The organism is Nostoc sp. (assembly GCF_036917355.1).
Classification (GTDB): domain Bacteria; phylum Cyanobacteriota; class Cyanobacteriia; order Cyanobacteriales; family Nostocaceae; genus Nostoc.
In genome coordinates this window covers 1-21,777 of the sequence record NZ_JBALDP010000075.1, presented here as the reverse complement: position 1 = coordinate 21,777, position 21,777 = coordinate 1, and the positions used below count along the sequence as shown (strand labels likewise).

Sequence of the window (21,777 nt, the reverse complement as noted above, 5' to 3'; positions counted from 1 at the left end):
TTTTTGGTTAGTCAAGTTCAGCAGTGAAGTCTAAATGTTGCAAATAGACTATGGAAATTAGGATAAACCAACTGGGTCAGTTGCCGCAACTGGGCTAACTGCCGTATTTGATCTGAACAAAGCAAATGCCACAATGAGGCTAATTCGTGTTGATAGGGCAGTTGTGTCAGAAGAAGACAAGACAGTAAATTTCCGAGTTTTTCTGCCGGAGGCTGAGAGAACCAGATTCAAGATTGCCTGTGCCAAGCATCGAACCACGATGAGTCAGAAGGCACTTGAGTTAATTCGAGCATGGCTAGACGCTGAGGACGAAAATTCCTCAACTAATAAAGGGAAGGGGGATTAATGAAAGGGTTTCGTCCCTTTAAACTCAGTTGAATGGTTTTTACTTGAAACAAATGTATCGTTAGAGAAGTAGAGAAAGTACTTAGAGAAAGCAATTCATAGTTGGATATTGCTTTCTACATCTTTACAAGTATCATTAAGTACTATTTTTTGTACTAATGTTAGTACTTGTCATACAGTAAAATTTATAACTTTTGGTGAGTAAATACTCAGTAATTTAGCTAAACTCTAAATTTGGGACATAAGACAAAAGCAACACAACAAGCCTTCTTCTTCAAGCTAGTGAATTGTTTTTGGCTAATTAAGAATTGTTAAAACAGTAATGCTAATAATTTGGGCTGTATTTAAGTAGGTTTTTTATGAAGCGATGACAAGCTATAGATAATCGCAAAGTACTTAAGTAGCAAATATTAGTGGTTATGAATTTTATAAGGGAATATACGCAAGCATATTTTTACAAACATAAGGTTAATATGTAGCAACTAATGCCGCTGCTGATTGCAATGAAAACCTTATTTGAAATTTGTAGCCCTTGCCCTGACATATTAAAAGGAGATATTCGAGAATCTGATTTTGCGGCAGATTTAGCGCAGGTCATTAATGGTACAGCACCACCAGAATATGCTGTACCAAACAAATTCTTTGCCAATACTCACCCCACTCAAGGGTTAAAAGCATTATTAAAAACTGTTTGTCAAAGACTACAAGGTGTAGGTGGTTCTCCCGTGCTGCGTTTAGATACTCAATACGGTGGCGGTAAAACTCATAGTTTGATTGCTTTAACTCACGCCGCACAGGGAATGAAAGGTGTAGCTAATATTCAGGAATTTATTGACCCTGAACTTGTCCCCACAACCACAGTTCGACTGGCTGCTTTTGATGGAGAAAACGCAGATTCAGTTAACGGTAGACCTCTTGGCAACGGTTTGAGGGCTTACACGCCTTGGGGAGAACTAGCGTATGGTTTAGCTGGGGTGGCTGGATATGAGAAAGTCCGTCAAAGCGATATCGAAAAAGTTGCTCCTGGTGCGGCTACGATTCAAGAATTATTTGGCAATGAGCCAGTATTAATATTGCTTGATGAATTATCTATATATTTACGCAAAATTAAAGGTAGAAAAGAACAAGACCAACTAACACCTTTTTTGACTGCTTTATTTAAAGCTGTAAGTTCTTCAGCAAAAGCTTGTGTGGTCTTTACTTTAGCAGTTGGTAAGGAAGGGAAAGCGACAGATGCTTATTCTCAAGAAAATGAATTTGTAGCGGAACAGCTTGATGAAGCAACTAAAGTTGCAGGGCGAGTAGCCACACTTTTAAACCCAACTACAGAACAAGAAACTGTACAGGTTTTGCGTCGCAGATTATTTTCTTACATTGATGAAAATGCAGCCGAGGAAGTAATTGCTAATTATGAACAGTTATGGATTAACCATCGCAGTCATTTACCAATTGAACGGCTGAATGCAGACAAACTGGCCGATTTTCGTAGTGGTTTTCCTTTTCATCCGGCGTTGATAGATTTACTCACAGATAAACTCTCTACTGTGAGTACTTTTCAGCGTGTCAGAGGAATGTTGAGGTTACTGACACGAACCATTGCTCATCTTTGGCAAGAACAACCTGCAAATACCTACGCTATTCATTTACATCACGTTAATCCAGGCTATATTCCCATTCGAGATGAGATTACCACCCGTCTGGAATTAGGGAGGTTTGACCCTGTAATCCAAAATGATGTAGCAGCAACAGAAAAAGAAACTTCTTTAGCACAACAGTTAGATGCTAAATGGTATGCGGGTTTAGCTCCCTATGCTTCTTTTGTCGCTCGAAACATTCTTTGGAATAGCTTTGCATTTAATGACAATTTACAAGGTGTTGACGAGGTAAATCTGCGTTACGCCATCCTTGCCTCTGGTTTGGATATCAGTTTTATCAATGATGCCCGTCAAAGGTTTATTGCTGAATCTGCCTATCTAGATGACCGTCCAGCCGCTCCCTTACGGTTTTTAACGGAAGTCAACCTTGGTGTTCTCATTCGCCGCCAGACAAAGCAGGTGGATACTAACGAGGCAAGAAATTTATTACAAGACCATATTCGTACCATTTTTACGGGAAAAACTTTTAATTTAATCCGTTTTGCAGGTGGAGCTTACGATGTAGCAGATGATGTGAGCGATGGCAGACCGAATCTGGTACTGATTAGTTATGACGCTGAAACAGTTCGTAATGAGGCGGTGACAGTACCGCAGTTGGTAGAAAATATTTACCGCAATCAAGGTAATCAAGGAAAATTCCGTCAATTACTGAATAATTTAGTGTTTCTGGTTGCTGACGATGCCACTCGTGATGAGATGAAGAATAAGATGCTTTATCGGTTGGCATTAGATGGAATGCGATCGCCTGACCGTTTGGCACAATTACCAGAACACCAGCAAGAGAAAGTTAACGAACTTTACAAAAAGTCTGAACAAGAATTAGCAATTATTATTCAGCAGTGTTATCGTCATCTTTTTTATCCATCTCGCAATCGCCTAGATGGAGCAAATGTTGATTTAGCTCATACAGCCTTTGATTTACCTTCGGCTTCCGAAAAACCAGGGAATGGACAGCAGGGAATTATCAAAGCACTGATTGACAATCAAAAATTACTTCCGCCTAATAGTCCTCCTCCTGCTCCAAATTTTGTCAAGGATCTGACTTCTTTAAAAAAAGGACAAATCAGCACGGCTGAACTCAGAGCAGAGTTCCGTCAAAACCCTCGTTTTCCCATCATGGTTAGTGATGATCCATTTATTAAATTGGTGCGATTAGGAATAGAGGAGGGAGTTTATGTTTATCAAAGTGGAGATTTACTGTTAGGAAATGGCGACCCCTACGCCGAAATTAAAATTGATGAGCAATCGATTGTTTTCACATCAACTTATGCTAAGGAGCATGGGATTTGGCCTCGTCCCGTTGTCACAAAACCGAGTGAGGCAATAGATGCTGACACAGATAATAATTCTGATGAAGGTAATCAGCCTACCACATCCAAAGTAGGAGAAAAAACTGGTAGTTATCGCGTTGATACTACTAAAGACTCTGTAAAAGTTCCTGTACCATTACTACCTCATCCGAATGTTTTTAAAGCAGAAGCACCATTACGGGAAGCTTTAACCAAAATTTGGGAAGATGCACGCAGCGCCCAAATTAAGAAAATTAGTCTGCTCAGTTTAAGGGTTTTTGATGGTAGTGATGGATTTAAGCTGCTTGGTGTGATTAACACTGTGTCGGGTGCAGATAAACAAGTAAAACTATCTGCTGAATATGAAACCACGAATAGTAGTAGTTTCAGTATCGAGTTTGCCGGACAGGTGAGTGATGCTCAACCGATTAAAGATTTCTTGCAACCTCAATTACGAGCAGCTTCTGAAACTCATTTAGAAATAACTTTTACCTTAACCTACGCAAGTGGGCTAGAACTGAACACAGATGAACCAGAAAAGATAACAGAAAAGCTAGCCAGATTTGCTACTGGTGCAGCTTTTGTAGAAGCTTATGCAGAGGCGTGTTAAAAAATGGTTGTTGCTACTCTTCCTTTAAGTCAATTTTCACATCACCATAATTCTTTTACTAAGAATTTGAGTAAACCTCATTATCAATTAAAAGTAGAAAAGCTGCCAGGAAGTGATTTATCTTTAGAAATTTGGCAGTTACCATCTCCCGCTACACCACATCTCAAAAGTCCCAAACGTGTTGCAGGAATTAAAGGCAGAAATTTTGCTTTAATCGAACATCGGTTACTACGTCAACTCAAGCAGATAGATATTGATTTAACCAAATTGCAACAAGGAAAAATCAAAGATTTTGACCTTGATGAAGAACAGGCATTGAGAATGGGTTTAATGTTTCGCGTGTTAGCACCAATGCGAAATCGAGAGAATATGCGCTGTTGTGCTGAAGGGGTTGAGGTGATGGGAAAAGAAGAAGCCGCCTACTGGTTAGGAATGGCAATGCACCGTAAAAATCCCAGGCGAGTTTTGATGGCTTTGCGCTGTTTGTTGACAGACCCAAATAAAGATTAAAGGATTAAAAAATGACCAGACGTTTGATTGAGGAATGGCTACCTGTTGCGGAAATTGGTGAGGAAAGTGTTAGAGAAAGACGTTCAATGACTGCGCTACCTCCCACTTATTATCTTCATGTTTGGTGGGCTAGGCGACCTTTAGTAGCATCACGGGCTGCGGTCTTGGCTTCTTTATTACCTGCGGATGTTGATAAAAAAAAATTTTTGCATATTTTAGGTATTCATGGCGATCCTATTGCAACTCGCAGAAAAATTGATTTAGCAAGAAGGAAAGGAGAACGTTTTGAAGGGGACGCTTATACTTATAAACGTGCTTTTTCTTATATTCCTTCAGATGCAGATAAAGAATGGCTAAACTATGAAAGCCGTAGAATAGGCTTAAAAAAACCTCAAATTTTAGATCCAACTGCTGGCGGAGGTAGTATACCCTTTGAGTCCATACGACTAGGCGTAAATACGTTTGCTAACGATCTTAATCCTGTTGCTTCCCTTATTCTCAAAGCAACTATTGACTTTCCAATCAATTATGGATTACAGATTTTAGAAGAATTTAATATAATTTCTGCTAAGTTTATTCAACTAAGAGAAGAAAGGTTAAAAGAATTTTATCCTAAAGAACCTAAAGAAAATGCGATTTCAACTAATTACATTTACGCCCGTACAGTATGCTGTCCTTATTGTGAAGGTATAATTCCCCTTTCTCCTAATTGGAAACTTGCGCCGGACGGTACAGGAGTACGCTTAAAGCCAGATGTAAATAAGCGAATTTGTGAATTTGAAATAGTCCATAAAAGCAAAGACCAATCAGCCGGAACAGTTAGTAAAGGCGATGCTCAATGTCCCTATCCTGATTGTAATCGAGTTGTGTCAGGTGATGAAATTAAATCTCAAGCACAAGCTGGAGAAATGGACGACCAATTATTTGCTGTTGTATATAAAGAAAGAATTGTTACTACAACTAAAACAGGAAAAACAAAGGAAAAATGGGAAAGAGGATATCGCGCACCTGTATCCAGTGATGATAATTCAGCAGAAATTAAAGCAAAGTTAGAAGAAAAATTAATTGAATGGGAAGCTTTAGATATTATTCCTAGCGATTATTTACCAATGAATACAGAATCATGGACTCATGGTAATACACCTGCTCAGTATGGAGCAAAAAAGTTTCTCGATTTATTTCACCCACGCCAACTTTTTTGTCATGGGATAAGTGTAGAAATATTTCGAGAACTATTAGAGAAAGAAAAAGCCCAAGAAACATTAGATGAAGCTACAAAAGCAGCGTTTATTTATTTAAGCTTTGTAATTGATAAAATTATTAGTTATAACTCTTATTCTTCTCGATGGGATCAGAAAACTGAAAGAATTCGTAATTTATTTGAGCGTCATGATTTTTCTTTCAAATGCTCTTATGCTGAAATAGCTCCTTTAATTAATGGCTTAGGCTATGATTGGGCGATAGAACAAACTAGAAAATGTATTGAAGAACTTATTGAATTAAGCCGTCCAGACATTGATACTAAAAACAGTAACAGCAAGAGTAAGCAACTTCAATTATTGAATGCGTCATCTTTTACTATACCTGATATTACAATCACAAATGATTCAGGAGATAACCTGTCTCATTTAGAAGATAAAAGCATAGATGCCATTGTCTTTGATCCACCTTATTATGACAATGTAATGTATGCAGAACTTAGTGATTTCTTTTATGTTTGGCTAAAGCTCACCGCAGGTTATGTTTATCCTGAATTTTTTACCCGTCAATTAACAGATAAAGAAAACGAAGCCGTAGCCAACCCTGCAAAATTTCAAGGTGAAAAAGGCGCGAAAGCATTAGCAACCAAAGACTATCAAGAACGCATGGCGAGTATTTTTAATGAGTGTCGCCGTGTCCTCAAAGATGACGGTATTCTCACCCTCATGTTTACCCATAAAGCTCAAGGTGCATGGGATGCTTTGGCTAGTGGTTTATTAGAAGCTGGCTTTACTATCACTGCTTCTTGGCCTATCAACACCGAAGCTGAAAGCAGCCTGCACATCAAAGACAAAGCTGCTGCTAAAAGTACTATATTCCTTGTTTGTCGTCCTCGTCCCACCAAACCTGAAGAAGATACTGTTTATTGGGAAGACGTAGAAAAGGATGTTGCTAAGGCTGTCAGAAAACGAGTCCAAGAATTTCAAAAATACGGTATCAAAGGCGTTGATTTATATCTATCCTGCTTTGGGCCAGCCTTACAAGAATTATCCCAACACTGGCCTTTAACTCGCGGTACTCCCAAAGCTCAACCAAAAACGAAACAGAAAAGCAAACAAACCAGCTTATTTGATGAATTTGACCCTTATGCAGTCACCCCAGAAGATGCGCTAGATGCGGCTAGGCGAGAAGTGAAACAATGGCGCATGGAACAACTTTTAGGCACAAAACGCCAAACAAATTTAGACCCCATTACCGAATGGTTTGTATTAGCTTGGGATGCTTTTGAAGCTCCTCGTTTCCCTTATGATGAAGCCTTGCGATTAGCTAGAGTTGTAGGTGTAGATTTAGACAAAGAAATTGTTGGTTATTTAGCACAAAAACAATCCAGCGATTTAATTTTATGGGATAGTAGTCAACGCGCCGCCAAAGCTAGTCTAGGTTCACCAGATGGTAGTCGCAGCATGATTGATGCACTACACCACGCTGCTAACCGTGCGCGTAGCAATGGCTTAGAAGCTGCTAAGAAATTACTCGAAAGCAACCAAGTTGATAAAAGTTCAGATTTCCAAACCGCTTTATTAGCTGTATTAGAAGTATTACCTGTTTCCAGCACCTACACAGGTTTTGCAGAAGAAGAAGGGGAAGTTGCAGAAGCTGCTAAAGATTTTGATGTGTTAGAAAGCTTGCGTCGCTTGGCATTTAGCGAAAACGTTCCACAGCCCAAGCAATTAGAACTGTGGTTGAATATTAAAATTGCATAGGAAATTGTGTTATGAAGAATCAAAAAGAAACCATTCGTAAAATGGTTACTTACCTTAATGATGAAGAAAAAGATGGCGGCTTTTGGTTGCCAAATATTCAACGTCCCTTTGTTTGGTCAGAAGAACAAATCGAGCGTCTATTTGACTCGATTATGCGTGAATACCCTATCAGCACGCTCTTGGTTTGGCGTACTCAATCAAAAATAAAATGTCGTAAATTTATTGACCATTATAAACCAAATTTGAGACTTTCTGATTTTAATGTTCCAGAGAATAGTAAGACTAAACTATTAGTTCTAGACGGGCAACAACGTTTACAATGTATGTTTATTGGCTTAAAAGGTAGTTACGACAGAAAAGAACTATTTTTTAATGTAATCAGTGGAGATTTAGCTGCACCAGAAGATATTCGCTATCAGTTTAAATTTCTAAATGCTGATAACGCTAAATTCCCTTGGATTAAATTCAAAGACATTATCTTTAATCATAACAGATTTAATACAATTGCTCAATCAATTATTAACCTTCAAGACGATTTAAGCAATGAAGATAAAAGCAGAGTTTTTGATAATGTCGCCTTAGCTATTAATCAGTTTTCTGCATCTGATTTTTTAATATATCAGGAACTTGATAGCGTTGATAATCCACAAGCTTATAAAGAAGAAGATGTTGTAGAAATTTTTATTAGAGCCAATTCTGGTGGGACTCAATTAGGTAAATCAGATTTACTCTTTTCTCTGTTAACATCCAGTTGGGATGATGCAGATGAGGAGTTGGAAGACTTAATAGATGAACTGAATCGAAGTGGCTATAGTTTTACCAGGGATTTTATTTTAAAAACCTGTATTACTTTACTGGATAAAGGAGCGCAGTATGATGTTAATAAGTTCAGAGATGGAGTTACCAAAGAAGAGATTGTAAAAAACTGGGATAACATAGCTAATGCTATCAAAGATGTTAAAGATTTCCTACTAGGTAAAACTTTTCTACGGACTGATAAAGCTGTTCCTTCTTATTTGGCATTAATTCCGATTATCTATTTCCGCTATAAATATCCGAGAAAGTGGTCTAATATTGAACACTTAGATACCTATGTTTTAAGAACATTACTTACTGGTGCTTTTAGCGGTAATCCGGATAAATTAATTGATAAATTAACCAGAAAAATCAAAGAAATTGAAGAATTTGATGTCAAAGACCTATTAGGTGTAATTCGCGCTGATGGCAGAAATTTAGAAATTACTGAATCTAGCGTCTTAACACAGCATTATTCTTCTAAATACATACATTTGTATTTTAATTTATGGTATAAAAGCTTTGATTATCACCCATCTTACGAAGCTAGTCTACCACAGATAGATCATATATTTCCTCAATCTCTGCTACGAAAGATTAAAACAATTAACCCAACTACAGGGCGCAAAGACATTCTCAAGTATCTGCAATTTGACCGAGATCAGATTGCTAACTGTATGTTGCTAACTGCGAAAGAAAATGGTGCAGGAGGCAAAAGAGATATTCCCCCTGAACAATGGTTTAGCAGCAAAAATGATGATTATTTAAATTTACATCTAATTCCTAAAGACCGAGAGTTATGGAAGCTAGAAAACTATGAACAGTTTATTGCAGCTAGAAAAAAACTGATTTTAGAAAAATTTGGCTTTATGATTCAAACCAATGTCTAAAAATTATGGCTTTACTTACAGATTATACTTGGGCGACAAAGTACGACTCTGATACATTGAGCCTGATTAATGAGTTTTACGAACCTATCCTTAATTGTGCAATCCGCTATGACCGTTCTACTGGCTTTTTTTCTGCCCGTATCCTCACCTTAGCTGCACGGGGAATTGAAGGTTTAATTCGTAATCATGGAGTTATGCGGTTAGTCATTGGCTGCACTCTTAAGGAAGAAGAAGTAGAAGCGATCGCACGAGGTGAAAAACTCAAAGAAGTGGTAGATCGTTCTCTATCTAATTTTCCGTTGATTCCAGAAAATATTGGAGAAGCAGACGCATTAGAACTTCTTTCCTGGATGATTGCACAGGGCTATCTAGAAGTTAAACTTGCTTTACCCTGTTCTTCTGAACGCCAGCCGATTCCCCTAGAAGGCATTTTTCACGAAAAAGCCGGAGTTATTGAAGATAAAGCTGGAAACAGACTTGCATTTAATGGCAGTGTGAATGAAACAGCCAAAGGCTGGACAGGAAATTGGGAGAGTTTTCACGTCTTTACAGATTGGGGTGGAACAAAACTCCATTTAGAGGAAGAGGAACGAGGATTTGCTAAACTCTGGACAAACCAAGCCAAACGCTGTCTAGTCATTGATGTTCCTACTGCGGTAAAAGAACAACTCCTCAGTTATCTTCCACCCAACGATCAAAAACCAAAGCGATTGCAGAGTATTCAGGAACCAGAAGTCAGCACTCAGAATTTTGTAGAGATGAGTTCTGTTGGTTCTACAACTGCCCAAACCAGTGAAAAAACCTTTGATGAAAACAAGCAGCCTCTTGATCTGCAAGAACAATTTAAACAAGTTTGGAGTTTGATACAGTACGGCGCGGCAATTCCTGGAAAAGGCGATCGCGTTGGCGAAGCTACCTGTGCGATTACACCCTATCCGCACCAAGTCAATGCTTTTCAACGCCTATATCAAAATTGGCCTCCCAAACTCCTGATTGCTGACGAAGTTGGCTTAGGTAAAACCATTCAAGCTGGATTATTGATTCGTCAAGCTTGGTTAGCTGGTAAAGCCAAGCGGATTCTCATCCTTGCCCCCAAAGCGATTCTCACTCAATGGCAAATTGAACTCAGAGAAAAGTTTAACCTCAATGTTCCTATCTATGATGGTAAAACTCTTAGTTGGTATGATTGCCCAGCTTTGAGAGTGTTAGGTAAACCCATTAGTAAAGCCGTCAGCCGTGAGGAATGGCACAAAGAACCCATCATCATTACCTCCAGCCACTTAATGCGAAGGGCAGATCGCGCCAAAGAATTGATTAATGAAGCTGAACCTTACGACTTATTGTTTCTTGATGAAGCACACCATGCCCGCCGCCAAGGAGTGAGTGGCACTCAACCGAAAGGCCCTAATCAATTATTGCGATTAATGCAGCAGTTAAAACATAGAACTCAAGGTTTAGTTTTATTAACTGCAACTCCTATGCAAGTTAGCCCCATAGAGGTATGGGACTTACTCAACTTACTAGAATTACCTCAGTTGTGGAATCTAAAGAATTTTCAAGATTTTTTCAATTGTGCCAGTGCAGGCAATCCTAGCCATGCTCAATTTGAGTTAATGGCAAACTTGTTCCGCTCCGTTGAAGCACAATTTGGTGAAACATCTCTAGAAGCTGCCCAAAGATTTATCCCTGGTAACAGTAAATTAGCCACTAAAAATGTATTAAAAGCTCTCAGAGATGAAGCCACCTTACTTAGAAAACAACTTAACAACGACAAAAGACGAGCAGCGATCGCAATTATGCGATCTAATACTCCTGTCAATCGTCTGATTTCGCGCCATACTCGTGAACTGTTACGGCGCTATTACGAAGCTGGAAAAATTAGTAGTCGCATTGCTACTCGAATTGTTGAAGACGAATTTGTATCTTTAACCCCTGCTGAAAGACAATTATATGAAGCAGTTGAGGATTATATTTCTACAACATATAATAATGCATCTCAAGCAGAGAAAAACGCTGTCGGTTTTGTAATGACTATCTATCGTCGCCGTCTTGCTAGTAGTTTTGCCGCTTTAGAACATACCCTTAGCCAGCGAGTTAATAATCTTAAAAATCGCAATTTTACTCAACTAGAACTGAATGAAGAAAATATTTCTGATGATGAAGCTTCAGATGAAACAATGGATGCTGAAGAAGCCAACGAGCTAGAAAGAGAGGCTCTACAAGCAGAAGAAGTACGTGAATTAGAATTTTTATTAAAACAAGTCCAACAATTACCAACTGATACTAAAGCCCAAATTTTTCGCCAAGAGCTTCAGAAACTCAGACAAGAAGGCTATCGACAAGTAATTGTATTTACCCAATATACTGATACAATGGATTTTCTGCGCCAGTACTTAGTAGAATCAGAAAAATATAAAGTTATTTGTTTTTCGGGAAGAGGTGGAGAATTAGCCGTCAGTAACAACAATTGGCGAGGTATTTCTAGAGATGAAACTAAGCGAATATTTCGTGAAGGAAAAGCAGAAATTCTCTTATGCACAGACGCAGCAGCCGAAGGCTTAAACTTTCAATTCTGCGGCGCATTAATTAACTATGATATGCCTTGGAATCCCATGCGAGTTGAGCAGCGCATTGGCAGAATCGACCGTTTAGGTCAAGCTTATGAAGACATCAAAATCATTAACTTACATTATCAAGATACTGTAGAAACAGATGTTTATGTAGTTTTAAGAGAACGCATTGGTTTGTTTTCTCAATACGTAGGCAGATTACAACCTATTTTAGCCACTTTACCTAGAAGTATTGCCAATGCTGCTTTATCGAGTCGTACTGAACAAGAACAGCAACGAGCGGTTTTAGTCAGTGAATTGGATAGTAGTATACGTCAAGCTCAACAAGAAACGTTCGATTTGGATGTAATTACCGAAGCTGATTTAGAAGAACCTTTAAGACCAGAACCACTATATGGCTTAAAAATCTTAGACAAATTGCTACAAACTCCCTCTTTACTGCCTCCAGGGATTGAAGTTCAACTAATGCAGGATGGCGAATATAAATTCTCTATGCCTGGAATGAAAGAAACTTTGCGAGTTACTACTAAACCTGATTACTTTGATCAACATCCCGGCAGTACAGAATTATGGTCATCTGGTAGCCCTTTATTCCCGATTGTTGATGAGGTAATGGATTTAAATAATATTTCTCAAATCACATTTAATTCCGAAAGCTTAACCACTTCTCGCGGCGTAAAGTGATCGCCTGCTGTTTCATTAGCTGCTTCATTAAATCTGCGGATTAAATCCTCAAACAGCAATCCCATGCCGATGTTATCTAAGTCATCAGGATGCAGGTTAACATCGCAAAACTTAGACACAACGAGGTAGAGAATATTTGCTTCACGCATTTTCTCAATTTCAGCAGTAAACTCAAATCGCTCGAAAATATTGTAAACGTTCTTCGAGAAACCTTTAATGTAGCTGATGAGATGTTCATCTATATTATCGGGATCACCTTTAAGTTGCTGAAAATCGAGTTTTGAACGGTTATGAAAACGTTGTCCTGCTACATTATCCAGAATTTGATCCGGGAAATTATCCTTGAATGCGGGTATATCCTTCCGCTTGTCATATTCCGCCAGTACTTGGGATTTAGTTGACGCAAGCACACAATCAAAGCGACGCAGCACCGTCATTGGTAACATTACACGCTCATACTGCGGTGGGCGGTAAGGCCCCCGTAATAAGTCAGCAATTTGCCAAATGAAGTTGGAGAGTTGGTGATGGTCTGCCATGTCCGTCTATATCGATCTGCTTATTATATCTACATTTCGGGGGGCAGAACGATAGTTTTACAGCCAAACAAGGAGTTGTAGGAAATATGACTATTCTTCAGGAAAGAAGAATAGTCACCATTAAAACACATCCCATAAGCAGAATCACTATGTCAATAGTCGGCGGATGGAAGACAAGAGGGAGGGATGTAATCAGTAATGCTTTTGATGTTTTGCCATCTCAGCAAAAGGTGTAAAACATCTATTACACATTCCCTCTATCCATAAAGCTGGAATGAAAAAGGGTTTTTCGCAGACAGGGCATTTTGATAATAAGCGTAACTGATGGCGAGGCGATCGCATACTCCCGTTTCCTTAGATTACCACTCAACTCGGCTAAAGGATTTGTCCACGTAACAAGCCCCACATAACCGAATGGGTAATGCTGCATACTTACCCTAGCAGTAGGTAATATTTCTACAAACCTCTGGGCTAATGCTGTGAGATGATTTTAAGAAATTACGGCAAGCTAAAAGTTGAAAAATCTAATTGCGGCAAACTTATAGTTTAAAGCTGGAATTTCATGTGCGATCGCCTTACGCAAGAATCAGTGTTCTAGTGATACTCGCGGCAAACTTATGCTTGAAACGGCGGCAAACTTATGCTTTAAGTCATAGTCGCAATTCGTGAAGGTTTCTTAGAGAAACAGCTTCACGCTTTTGTCTAGTAGGTTTAGACTAACCTAATTCTTCTATAAATAAATCACTAAATTGAAAGTTATTGAGTAAATCACGGGTTCGTTGAAAATTGAGTGACATAATTTAACATGCTTGGAAGAGAAAAACTAAGCATGGTAAATTTGGCATTCACAAAATAAATCTGTGGCTTAAAAATTAAGTCTGCGCTGGCGGACTTGAAGAAACTCTTTTTATAGAAGTTAAATTTTTACCATGCTTTTTATACTTTATAAATCCTTTATATCAAAGTGAGTTCAGGGATATTACCTGAGTTATCTAAATGCCGACTTTGCTTTGTAAAGACGTGATTTTTAATTGTCAAGTATATTTGCTGATTACTTTATCAAAACGCCTAATTGCTTTATAAAAATGCCCGATTACTTTCTCAAAACACTGAAATACTTTCTTAAAATAAGCTTTGACTTACTCAAAAGGTCATTTGACTTACTCATTTTGGTGTTTTCCGCAAGCAAAAGCAGCTTTGACTTATTCAAACTTCAGTTTGCTTACTCATTTTGGTGTTTTCCGCAAGCAAAAACAGCTTTGACTTATTTAAACTCCAGTTTGCTTACTCATTTTGGTGTTTTCCGCAAGCAAAAGGAACTTTTACTTATTCAAACCCCAGTTTGCTTTCTAATTTAGGTGTTTTCCACAAAATCCCAAAGACGCGATGAATCGCCGTCTATTGCCTTAACCTATTAGTCTCTCAATAAATTGGGAGATTTAGAGGAATCTAAAACTTTTGATACCTACAAGAGAACTTTTCAAACATCCTCTAACCAACTTCTAAGCTTGTCACCGCAAATACACGATTTATAGGCAAGTTAGGAATTTCTTTAGTGTACATCTGAGCGATTTCAGAGACTGGCTTCATCCCGTAACGTTGAGCCAGCTTAATCGCTTCTGAATTAACATCTGGCACATCAAGAAACACCGGAGCATCAGAACCAAAAGCAAGCAAGGCTAGTAAAAGTTGCTCGGCAATCTGTTCATCGTCAGCATTCAACGGCCCAATCCGAAAACCTGTGTGGCTTTGGCGGATGACTCCATAACCAACAACATGCCCATCTCTAATAACTCCAAAGGCAGCACTGTTTGGTTGCTGTATCCAAAGTTGTAGGAACTGCTTGCGTTCAGCCGAAAAAAACTCTTGAGCGTAAGCAACTAACTTATCAAAAGGCACAGTTTTGAGTTCTACAATGCCGTCTGGTACAACGCCGCCGCCTACAGCCTCATAACGAATATGACGGTAGGCGATTTTAAAACCTGATTTTTGGTAGTTCTCCTGTTGAGCAGCTACTCCATTTAAGCTGATGTTACGTTCAGTACCAAGGTATGCCATTGCTGCCCTCCACATTTTCATGCCAAAACCTCGCCCACGAAACTGCGGTTTGACAATATAAAAGCCAATAACGGCAAAGTGCTGAGAGTAAGCAACAGCAGAAATACTTGCTACAAGTTCATTGTTCAATTCCCCCACAAAAAAACCGCATTTATCGGCTTGGTAAAAACATTCAGCATCATAAGTTCCAGGATTCCAACCTTCAACTGCTGCCCAATCAATTACCAAATCTAATTCTGACCTCTTCATTGGTCGAACGATAAAATTGTCCATTGTCATTGGTGTTATCGTGGTCATAACATTATTATTTTAGAGTGACTGAATACCGTTTTCGAGGCTGGATTCCTTGGGTAGTAAGGATGCGGCGAGTATAACGTATTTTTTGATGTAAACGACAAAAAACGATATTGTCAGAAATTGCGGGTTGAAATTTGCTGAAGATACGCCACCAAATGCGTAGGTGTAGCCCGTCATATACATCGCACCCAATGCCCCATACCTTATGACCAACTACTTTCGCTCTAATGTTGATGCAATGGCTAGCTATGTTCCCGGTGAGCAGCCTCGACGCGGTACACAAATTATTAAACTTAACAGCAATGAGAATCCCTATCCTCCTTCGCCTGCGGCATTAGCTGTGCTACGAAATATTGATGGTGAGTGGTTGCGGCGGTATCCAGAACCTTTCGGGGGGGAGTTCCGGGAAGCTGCAAGTAAAGTTTTAGGAATTCCTAGTGATTGGATAATTGTCGGAAATGGCAGTGACGAATTGTTGAGTGTGGTGATTCGAGCCTGTGCTGAACCTGGGAAGAAGGTAGTTTATCCGATGCCTACTTACGTTTTATATCGCACCTTAACAGAAATGCAAGCAGCGGAAATTATTGAGATTCCCTACAGCAAAGACTACAGTTTACCAAAGGACGAATTAGTTGCTGCTAATGGGGCGGTAACATTTATTGCGTCGCCCAATAGTCCATCGGGGCACGTGGTGGCAACCAATGAGTTGCGAAAATTAGCCAGCCAGTTATCTGGAGTTTTAGCGATCGATGAAGCATACATAGATTTTACCGAAGAGAATGCATTGGCTTTGGTTCAGGAATACGAAAACGTCATTGTGCTTCGGACACTATCTAAGGGATACTCGTTGGCAGGATTGCGATTGGGCTTTGGGGTGGCAAATCCCAAACTTTTGCAGGGATTGTTTAAGGTTAAGGATAGCTATAACATTGATGCGATCGCTTGTGCAATTGGTACAGCTGCTATCACTGACCAAGCTTATAAAAATGCTTGTGTAGCCAAGATTAAAGCATCACGGACTAAGTTAGCAACAGACTTGAAACAATTAGGTTTTCATATCTGGGATTCCGAAGCTAACTTTTTGCTGGCACAGCCAAGAGAAGGAAATGCAGAATATCTCTATCAAAAACTCAAGGAACAGGGAATTTTAATTCGCTATTTCAAGCAGCCTGGACTAGATGATAAATTACGCATCACTGTTGGGACAGATGAGCAAAATCAGGCTTTAGTAGAGGCACTAGCTACAAATCTTTAATTATTCATACCCACTTACTTAAGACCTCTTGCAAAAATATATTTTTGCAAAAGTCAGGGTAAAGGAAAAAGGTTAAAGGGAAAAGATTTTGAGTTTCTTTAACCTTTTCCCCTTCCCCCTTCCCCTTTACCCTGACTTTTGCAAGAAGTCTTTACAACACTTGAAAACTAAAGCTAAGACTTGCCCAATTATTCACATCCAAGCTATGTGAATCGGCTGTTGTACCGTTTATCTCCGTTTTGAGGGCACTAGCGTTATGTAAGTCTTGTAGCAAGGCTTGTACAACGTCTAAGGAATTCAATAATGGACCAATTGTCCCTTGTTCGGCTGTGGAATACTTGGCAGTGTTCAAGGCGGTGAGAGTTGCGTTAAAGGGGGCAGTACTAAAAATCAGTTGGTGTTCGCACTCAGAAGCTGGCCCTGAAATCACCCATTCGGAAGCAGTATTCGTTTGGGGTAGGGTGAGGGTTTCACCTGGAGCGATGACGACTTCTTTAAGCAGAGGTTTGGTGTCCGCGGTGTTTGGTTCTTGGGGAGTTTCCCAAGAATAGAAGGCGATCGCTGTATGATTATTGTTTAATCCCAGCAAGATTAAATATACTGGGCGATCGCTCTGGTTTTCTACCCGATATTGCATTCGACTACCGATAGGGACAATCGGTGTGGGGAGTGATTTTTGAATAGAAGTTTCTGTTTTGAAAGTTCGTACTGTTTCGCGCTGCACGATAACACGAGGCGATATGTTGTTAATTATTTCTAAGGTTGCCTTGAGAGCCAAGCGGGAAGAACCTTGATTTTCTGTCAGCCGCCATAACTTGGCTGCTAACAAGGTTGATAATTTTGGCGCTAACTTTTGCACTGTTAATTTTACAGCTTCTCCTGCTTCCCCTGTGGCATTAGAAATTAGTTCGCCACCAAGAGAAAATAAACCATAGCGACTAGGTGTTTGCTGTAGTTTGGCAAATAAATAATCAGCTGGTTTTTCCCCTGCGACTACGGTGGAGACATGGGGAAATGCAGCAAAGGCACTTGTAGCGTCTACCCGCTCAATTCTTTCTAAGCCAGTATCCAGAGCAATTATTAAATTAATATTTCGGGGTAAAACCCGGACTGCTTCTTGGACAAGTTGCCCGATTTGTAGGGGATTTGCACCTTCTATTTGGGTAATTTGCGCTTTTGCTGTTAACCCAGTCCGCGATCGCAATACTAATTCTTCTGTTGTTGTTGCTAAGGTAAATCGAGAATTAACTCCGTAGTATAGCAGCACATGTGGCGGTAATCCTGCTAACCACAGCTGGATTGTTTTACCGTCTTCTTCAATAGCTGTCACCGCACCTTCTGCACCAATAATATTGTTGTCTGGCGGTAGAGACGTTAGATGTTGATTTTTTTGACTACTTAATAACGCTGGTTGCTGTTTACTTCCCAATTTGGATAGAGAATTTTCCATATAAGAGAGAGCGACTTGAATTCTGGTAGTTGGGGTGAATTCCCACAAATACTGTGTCAAGGCGTAAGTAAATAACCCAGCACTAAAACCAGAAAATAGTTCTTCCCTGGCAGGTTGCTTGGGATTTGAGGTAGCTGCTAAGACAATTGGCGTGCTGGGTAACTTTTGAGTTTTGAGTTGTTGGAGAAAGTCGAGTTCTTCTGCTGCTAGCTTTGCCTCTAATGATTCTGGAAGGGCACGACTTTTTAATCCTAATACTGGGGTTGGCGCATAATAGCTAGTATCTAATACTGCTGTGACTCGATTTGTAGGGAGCGATCGCAATAATAGCAGTAGAGTTTCTTCTAATATATAGTTGACTGTTTTTTCATCTTGTGAGGTGGAACTGGCATTAGCTGGCACCAGAGCATTTTGCATTGTATCTGGTGATGTCTCCAATTTTACACGACTGCCATAACCGCTAAAGTGAAAGACGACCACATCGCTGGGTTTAGCTTGCTTACCCAGACGATCCAAAAAAGCCGCCTCAATGAATTCCCTACTAGCTTGTTCCTCAGTTAAAGTTAGGATATCTGACCCTTGGAAACCAAAGCGATGAATCAAAAGTTCTCTTTGTAGTTCCACATCCGTCAGACAACCACTGAGGGCTGAAAATTTTGGGTATTGGTTAATACCTATTAATAATGCCAGTTTACGCAGACTAGGTTGTGCCAAAGCCTGATAATAGCGATTTCCTAAAGACAACCACTCAACTTCAGTTATCCCCAATACCGCGAGTATTGAGCCAATTCTCTCTAAAAACGTGCGACGTTTCATAATTAGCTATCAGCCCTCAGCTATTCAGTTAGCAGCTTACAGGGCTGAACTCTGTATTGTAAAGTTACAAAAACGTGGAGAGTGGAGGGGCAGGGGAGGCAGGGGAGCAGCACTTCTCTACGAGAGGCTGCGCCAACGGCTACGCTCTGTTACCGAGGAGCAGGGGAGCAGGGGGAAAATTCTTAACTCCTAACTCCTAACTCAGCACTCAGCACTGTTTTGCCCCATACCCTAAGCTGGTACTTCTATCCGCATTGCCCGCGCCAACTCTGCTGCTACCTCTGGACGAGAAAATTCTGGTGGAGGTAATTCACCGCGCCGCAGCATTTCTCTAACTTTTGTCCCTGATAGGTGAATGCGTTCTTCTGGCCTGCTGGGACTGGTTTTAGATGTTGCCATTTGCTTAGTGCGCGTGCAGTAAAAAGCGTGTTCAAATTTCATCGGCACAATGCCTAATTCACTTGGTTCAAATTCATCAAAGATATATTGAGCGTCGTAAGTGCCGTAATAGTCACCGACACCAGCATGATCTCGTCCGACGATAAAGTGAGTACAGCCGTAGTTTTTGCGGACTAAAGCATGGAATATAGCCTCACGAGGCCCAGCATAACGCATTGCGGCTGGATTGATTGCCAAACTTACCCTGTCTAAGGGGTAGTAGTGTTCCAGCAAAATTTCATAACAGCGCATCCGCACGTCAGCGGCAATATCATCTTCTTTTGTTGCCCCGACTAATGGGTGCAGAAATAAACCATCAACAATTTCTAAAGCGCACTTTTGAATATATTCATGGGCGCGGTGGATGGGGTTGCGAGTTTGAAAGCCAACAATGGTTTTCCAACCCTTGTCTTGAAATAGTTGCCGTGAGGCAGCTGGATCGATTTGGTAAGTGGGAAACTGGGGATGAGGTTCGCGTTGCAACAACCAAATATCACCCGCCAGATGTACAGTACCTTGGTTATAGAGTACCTGCACGCCGGGATGTTTGACATCATCTGTGCGGTAGACTTTTATTGCTTCGCGGGTTTTGTCGTAGTGATACTTTTGCGTGAGTTGCAAAACTCCGATAAATTCGCCTCTGGAGTTATCCAGACGGATTAAGCCGCCTTCTTGTAACGGGGAAGCTACTTCTTTGCTTACCGATAGTGTAATCGGGATTGACCACACAAGACCGTTAGCTAATCGCATTTCTGTGACAGTGCGATCGTAGTCTTCTTGGTTCATAAAACCCGTCAGCGGACTAAAAGCACCGATCGCAATCATTTCTAGATCGGAAACGGCGCGATCGTCAAGTTGCACTCGCGGCAAAAAGTCAGCTTTTGAGAGAAACTCTGCTCTTTGTTCTGGTGTGGCGATACGGTTAACCAACTGTCCGCCGTGGGGGGCTATGGCATCTGGATTTTGACTCAACGTAATCCCCTCTTTGTATTAACTGTTATTGTTTCAGATTATGTACTAACTTATCAAATGCTGGTACGTAGAAAAAAAGAGTTTAGGGAATGGAGGAAAATTTTGCAACTAGCCTGTAAGCGATCTGATTAGGTTACGCTAAAGCTAATCCAGCCTCAAGTTTCAGAATAGTTCCTTTATAAGGAAAATGCTTATGACTGCTGTATCTCCCGTTGTTAAACCTGTTAGCCAAATGCGGCTAGCGCCTGGTAGTACAGTGAATATCCAGGATATCAGTTGGGAGGAATTTGAGTCTATTTTGCAAGAATTGGGGGAAAAGCGATCGCTACGAGTTGCTTACAGCAAGTCTACGTTAGAAATTATGGTTCCTCTACCCGAACACGAAAAATCAAAGGACTTAATTTCGGATATTGTAAAAATTTTGCTGAAGATCGCAGGGAAAAGTTATGAACCCTTCGGTTCAACCACCTTTAAGCGGGAAAATATAGCGGGGGTAGAACCAGATGCTTGCTTCTACATCCAAAATTATCAAAGAATGATTGGTCGTCGCAAACTGGAACCAAACGATCCGCCTCCTGATTTGGCAATTGAAACAGATGTGACATCAAAAACAACTCTTGATGCTTACGAAGCGATCGCAGTTCCAGAACTATGGATTTACGATAGTAAAAAGCTGAGAATTTATTTACTCAGGGATGGACATTACATCGAATCTGATAAGCTAAACCACATCTAGTTTGCATATCTAAAATTTATATAACTCTTGTGGGGTGGGCATCTTGCCCGCCTTAATTATGCAATTGAAATGTGGAACAGCTTAATAGTCCTAACTTTCAAAATATCCCTCTAACTCAAATTATTACCGCTACAGTTGAACGCTCTTGGCAAGTAGGAACCGTACAAGCTTTGAAATAGTTTGAATGTGCATTAGATAGAAGTAGTTTTTGATGATTTTAGTCACTCTGAAACTGCAAATACTCCAACAGTAGTAACCGCAAGTAATCTAACGTTCTAATATAACTCTTTATCTGTTCATAATTGCCATTACTGCCAAAATAAAAACTCGCAATCTGAGGTATATTTAAAACTCGCATAGTTTGTAATTGCTCAATTGCCTGAGATTGATTGGCAATTTGACCTGTGCTTTGAATTTGACTTGCATAACCTCTAAGATTTACTGTTAAAAGTTCAAGTTCTTCTAAGAAGGAAAACTCTTCATCTTCTGGTGGAAACTGAATAGAAATTTGTTGTCGTTCACCACGTGTATTTTGATAAATATTAGTCAATTGTACTAATAATTGACTAATATTTCTCTTCACTAATTCTTGCTCATTTAAAATTGCTTTAGTCATCATTGACTCCATAAGTAACTATCTTTTCAGTACCATATTGGTCAGGTCTGACAATCAGATATTCATTACCTTTACGGTATACAGCTGAACTATCTCCACGATATCCAGTTTTCGGGACTCTAATCGCTCCTTTTTTATTAAAGTTATGAGCTTTGCATAGATACTTTAATGGGTCAATTCCTTTTCTATTAGCATGGTCTAATACCAATTTAATATGAAGCTGCATAGAATAAAGCTTCCAGGATAAAGTTGTAAGAAGAGACAGAAATTACCTGCTCAAATGTAAGTTGGT

Annotated in this window: 15 protein-coding genes; 8 read left to right on the top strand and 7 right to left on the bottom strand. The window is 39.9% G+C overall.

The window, feature by feature from the left end:
* The first annotated feature begins 133 nt into the window (after nucleotides 1–133).
* The 6 genes from V7K53_RS24720 to V7K53_RS24695 all read left to right on the top strand — a co-directional run bounded on the left by V7K53_RS24720 (nucleotide 134) and on the right by V7K53_RS24695 (nucleotide 12,311).
* Nucleotides 134–346, top strand: a complete 213-nt coding sequence (locus V7K53_RS24720) for a plasmid partition protein ParG (RefSeq protein WP_335200174.1) — start codon at nucleotides 134–136, stop codon at nucleotides 344–346.
* Between the two features lie 502 nt (nucleotides 347–848).
* A complete protein-coding gene (locus V7K53_RS24715; protein ID WP_335200172.1) occupies nucleotides 849–3,899 on the top strand; it encodes an ATP-binding protein in 3,051 nt (1,016 codons plus the stop codon).
* 3 nt (nucleotides 3,900–3,902) lie between these two features.
* Nucleotides 3,903–4,409 (top strand): DUF7680 family protein, encoded by a 507-nt coding sequence (locus tag V7K53_RS24710; RefSeq protein WP_335200171.1) that lies wholly within the window; start codon nucleotides 3,903–3,905, stop codon nucleotides 4,407–4,409.
* A gap of 11 nt (nucleotides 4,410–4,420) precedes the next feature.
* The gene (locus V7K53_RS24705) at nucleotides 4,421–7,372 is read left to right on the top strand and encodes a DUF1156 domain-containing protein (RefSeq protein ID WP_335200170.1); all 2,952 of its coding nucleotides are present in this window, start codon (nucleotides 4,421–4,423) and stop codon (nucleotides 7,370–7,372) included.
* 11 nt (nucleotides 7,373–7,383) lie between these two features.
* Complete coding sequence (locus V7K53_RS24700; RefSeq protein ID WP_335200169.1) at nucleotides 7,384–9,057, top strand: DUF262 domain-containing HNH endonuclease family protein; 1,674 nt, start codon at nucleotides 7,384–7,386, stop codon at nucleotides 9,055–9,057.
* 5 nt (nucleotides 9,058–9,062) lie between these two features.
* Nucleotides 9,063–12,311, top strand: a complete 3,249-nt coding sequence (locus tag V7K53_RS24695; protein ID WP_335200168.1) for a DEAD/DEAH box helicase — start codon at nucleotides 9,063–9,065, stop codon at nucleotides 12,309–12,311.
* Here V7K53_RS24695 and V7K53_RS24690 read toward each other — a convergent pair.
* The 3 genes from V7K53_RS24690 to V7K53_RS24680 all read right to left on the bottom strand — a co-directional run bounded on the left by V7K53_RS24690 (nucleotide 12,260) and on the right by V7K53_RS24680 (nucleotide 15,415).
* The gene (locus tag V7K53_RS24690; protein ID WP_335200167.1) at nucleotides 12,260–12,847 is read right to left on the bottom strand and encodes a type I restriction-modification system subunit M N-terminal domain-containing protein; all 588 of its coding nucleotides are present in this window, start codon (nucleotides 12,845–12,847) and stop codon (nucleotides 12,260–12,262) included. The two genes, V7K53_RS24695 and V7K53_RS24690, sit on opposite strands and share 52 nt — an antisense overlap.
* Before the next feature lie 1,491 nt (nucleotides 12,848–14,338).
* Nucleotides 14,339–15,154 carry a GNAT family N-acetyltransferase gene (locus tag V7K53_RS24685; RefSeq protein WP_335200166.1) on the bottom strand — a complete coding sequence of 272 codons (816 nt, stop codon included), beginning with the start codon at nucleotides 15,152–15,154 and terminating at the stop codon, nucleotides 14,339–14,341.
* 60 nt (nucleotides 15,155–15,214) lie between these two features.
* A complete protein-coding gene (locus V7K53_RS24680) occupies nucleotides 15,215–15,415 on the bottom strand; it encodes a hypothetical protein (RefSeq protein ID WP_335200165.1) in 201 nt (66 codons plus the stop codon).
* Here V7K53_RS24680 and hisC point away from each other — a divergent pair.
* Complete coding sequence (hisC, locus tag V7K53_RS24675) at nucleotides 15,408–16,457, top strand: histidinol-phosphate transaminase (RefSeq protein WP_335200164.1); 1,050 nt, start codon at nucleotides 15,408–15,410, stop codon at nucleotides 16,455–16,457. The two genes, V7K53_RS24680 and hisC, sit on opposite strands and share 8 nt — an antisense overlap.
* 151 nt (nucleotides 16,458–16,608) lie before the next feature.
* Here the strand turns inward: hisC and V7K53_RS24670 are convergent, their stop codons facing one another.
* Entirely contained in the window at nucleotides 16,609–18,723 is a 2,115-nt protein-coding gene (locus tag V7K53_RS24670) for a caspase family protein (protein ID WP_335200163.1), read from the bottom strand.
* A gap of 231 nt (nucleotides 18,724–18,954) precedes the next feature.
* Complete coding sequence (gene sat / locus V7K53_RS24665; RefSeq protein WP_335200162.1) at nucleotides 18,955–20,133, bottom strand: sulfate adenylyltransferase; 1,179 nt, start codon at nucleotides 20,131–20,133, stop codon at nucleotides 18,955–18,957.
* A gap of 193 nt (nucleotides 20,134–20,326) precedes the next feature.
* Between sat and V7K53_RS24660 the strand changes: the two genes are divergently transcribed.
* Nucleotides 20,327–20,869, top strand: a complete 543-nt coding sequence (locus V7K53_RS24660; RefSeq protein WP_442940511.1) for a Uma2 family endonuclease — start codon at nucleotides 20,327–20,329, stop codon at nucleotides 20,867–20,869.
* Nucleotides 20,870–21,086: 217 nt separating this feature from the next.
* Here the strand turns inward: V7K53_RS24660 and V7K53_RS24655 are convergent, their stop codons facing one another.
* A complete protein-coding gene (locus tag V7K53_RS24655; RefSeq protein WP_335200161.1) occupies nucleotides 21,087–21,488 on the bottom strand; it encodes a hypothetical protein in 402 nt (133 codons plus the stop codon).
* Complete coding sequence (locus tag V7K53_RS24650; protein WP_335200160.1) at nucleotides 21,478–21,711, bottom strand: hypothetical protein; 234 nt, start codon at nucleotides 21,709–21,711, stop codon at nucleotides 21,478–21,480. Before V7K53_RS24650 ends, V7K53_RS24655 begins: the two co-directional genes overlap by 11 nt.
* Nucleotides 21,712–21,777: the final 66 nt, after the last annotated feature.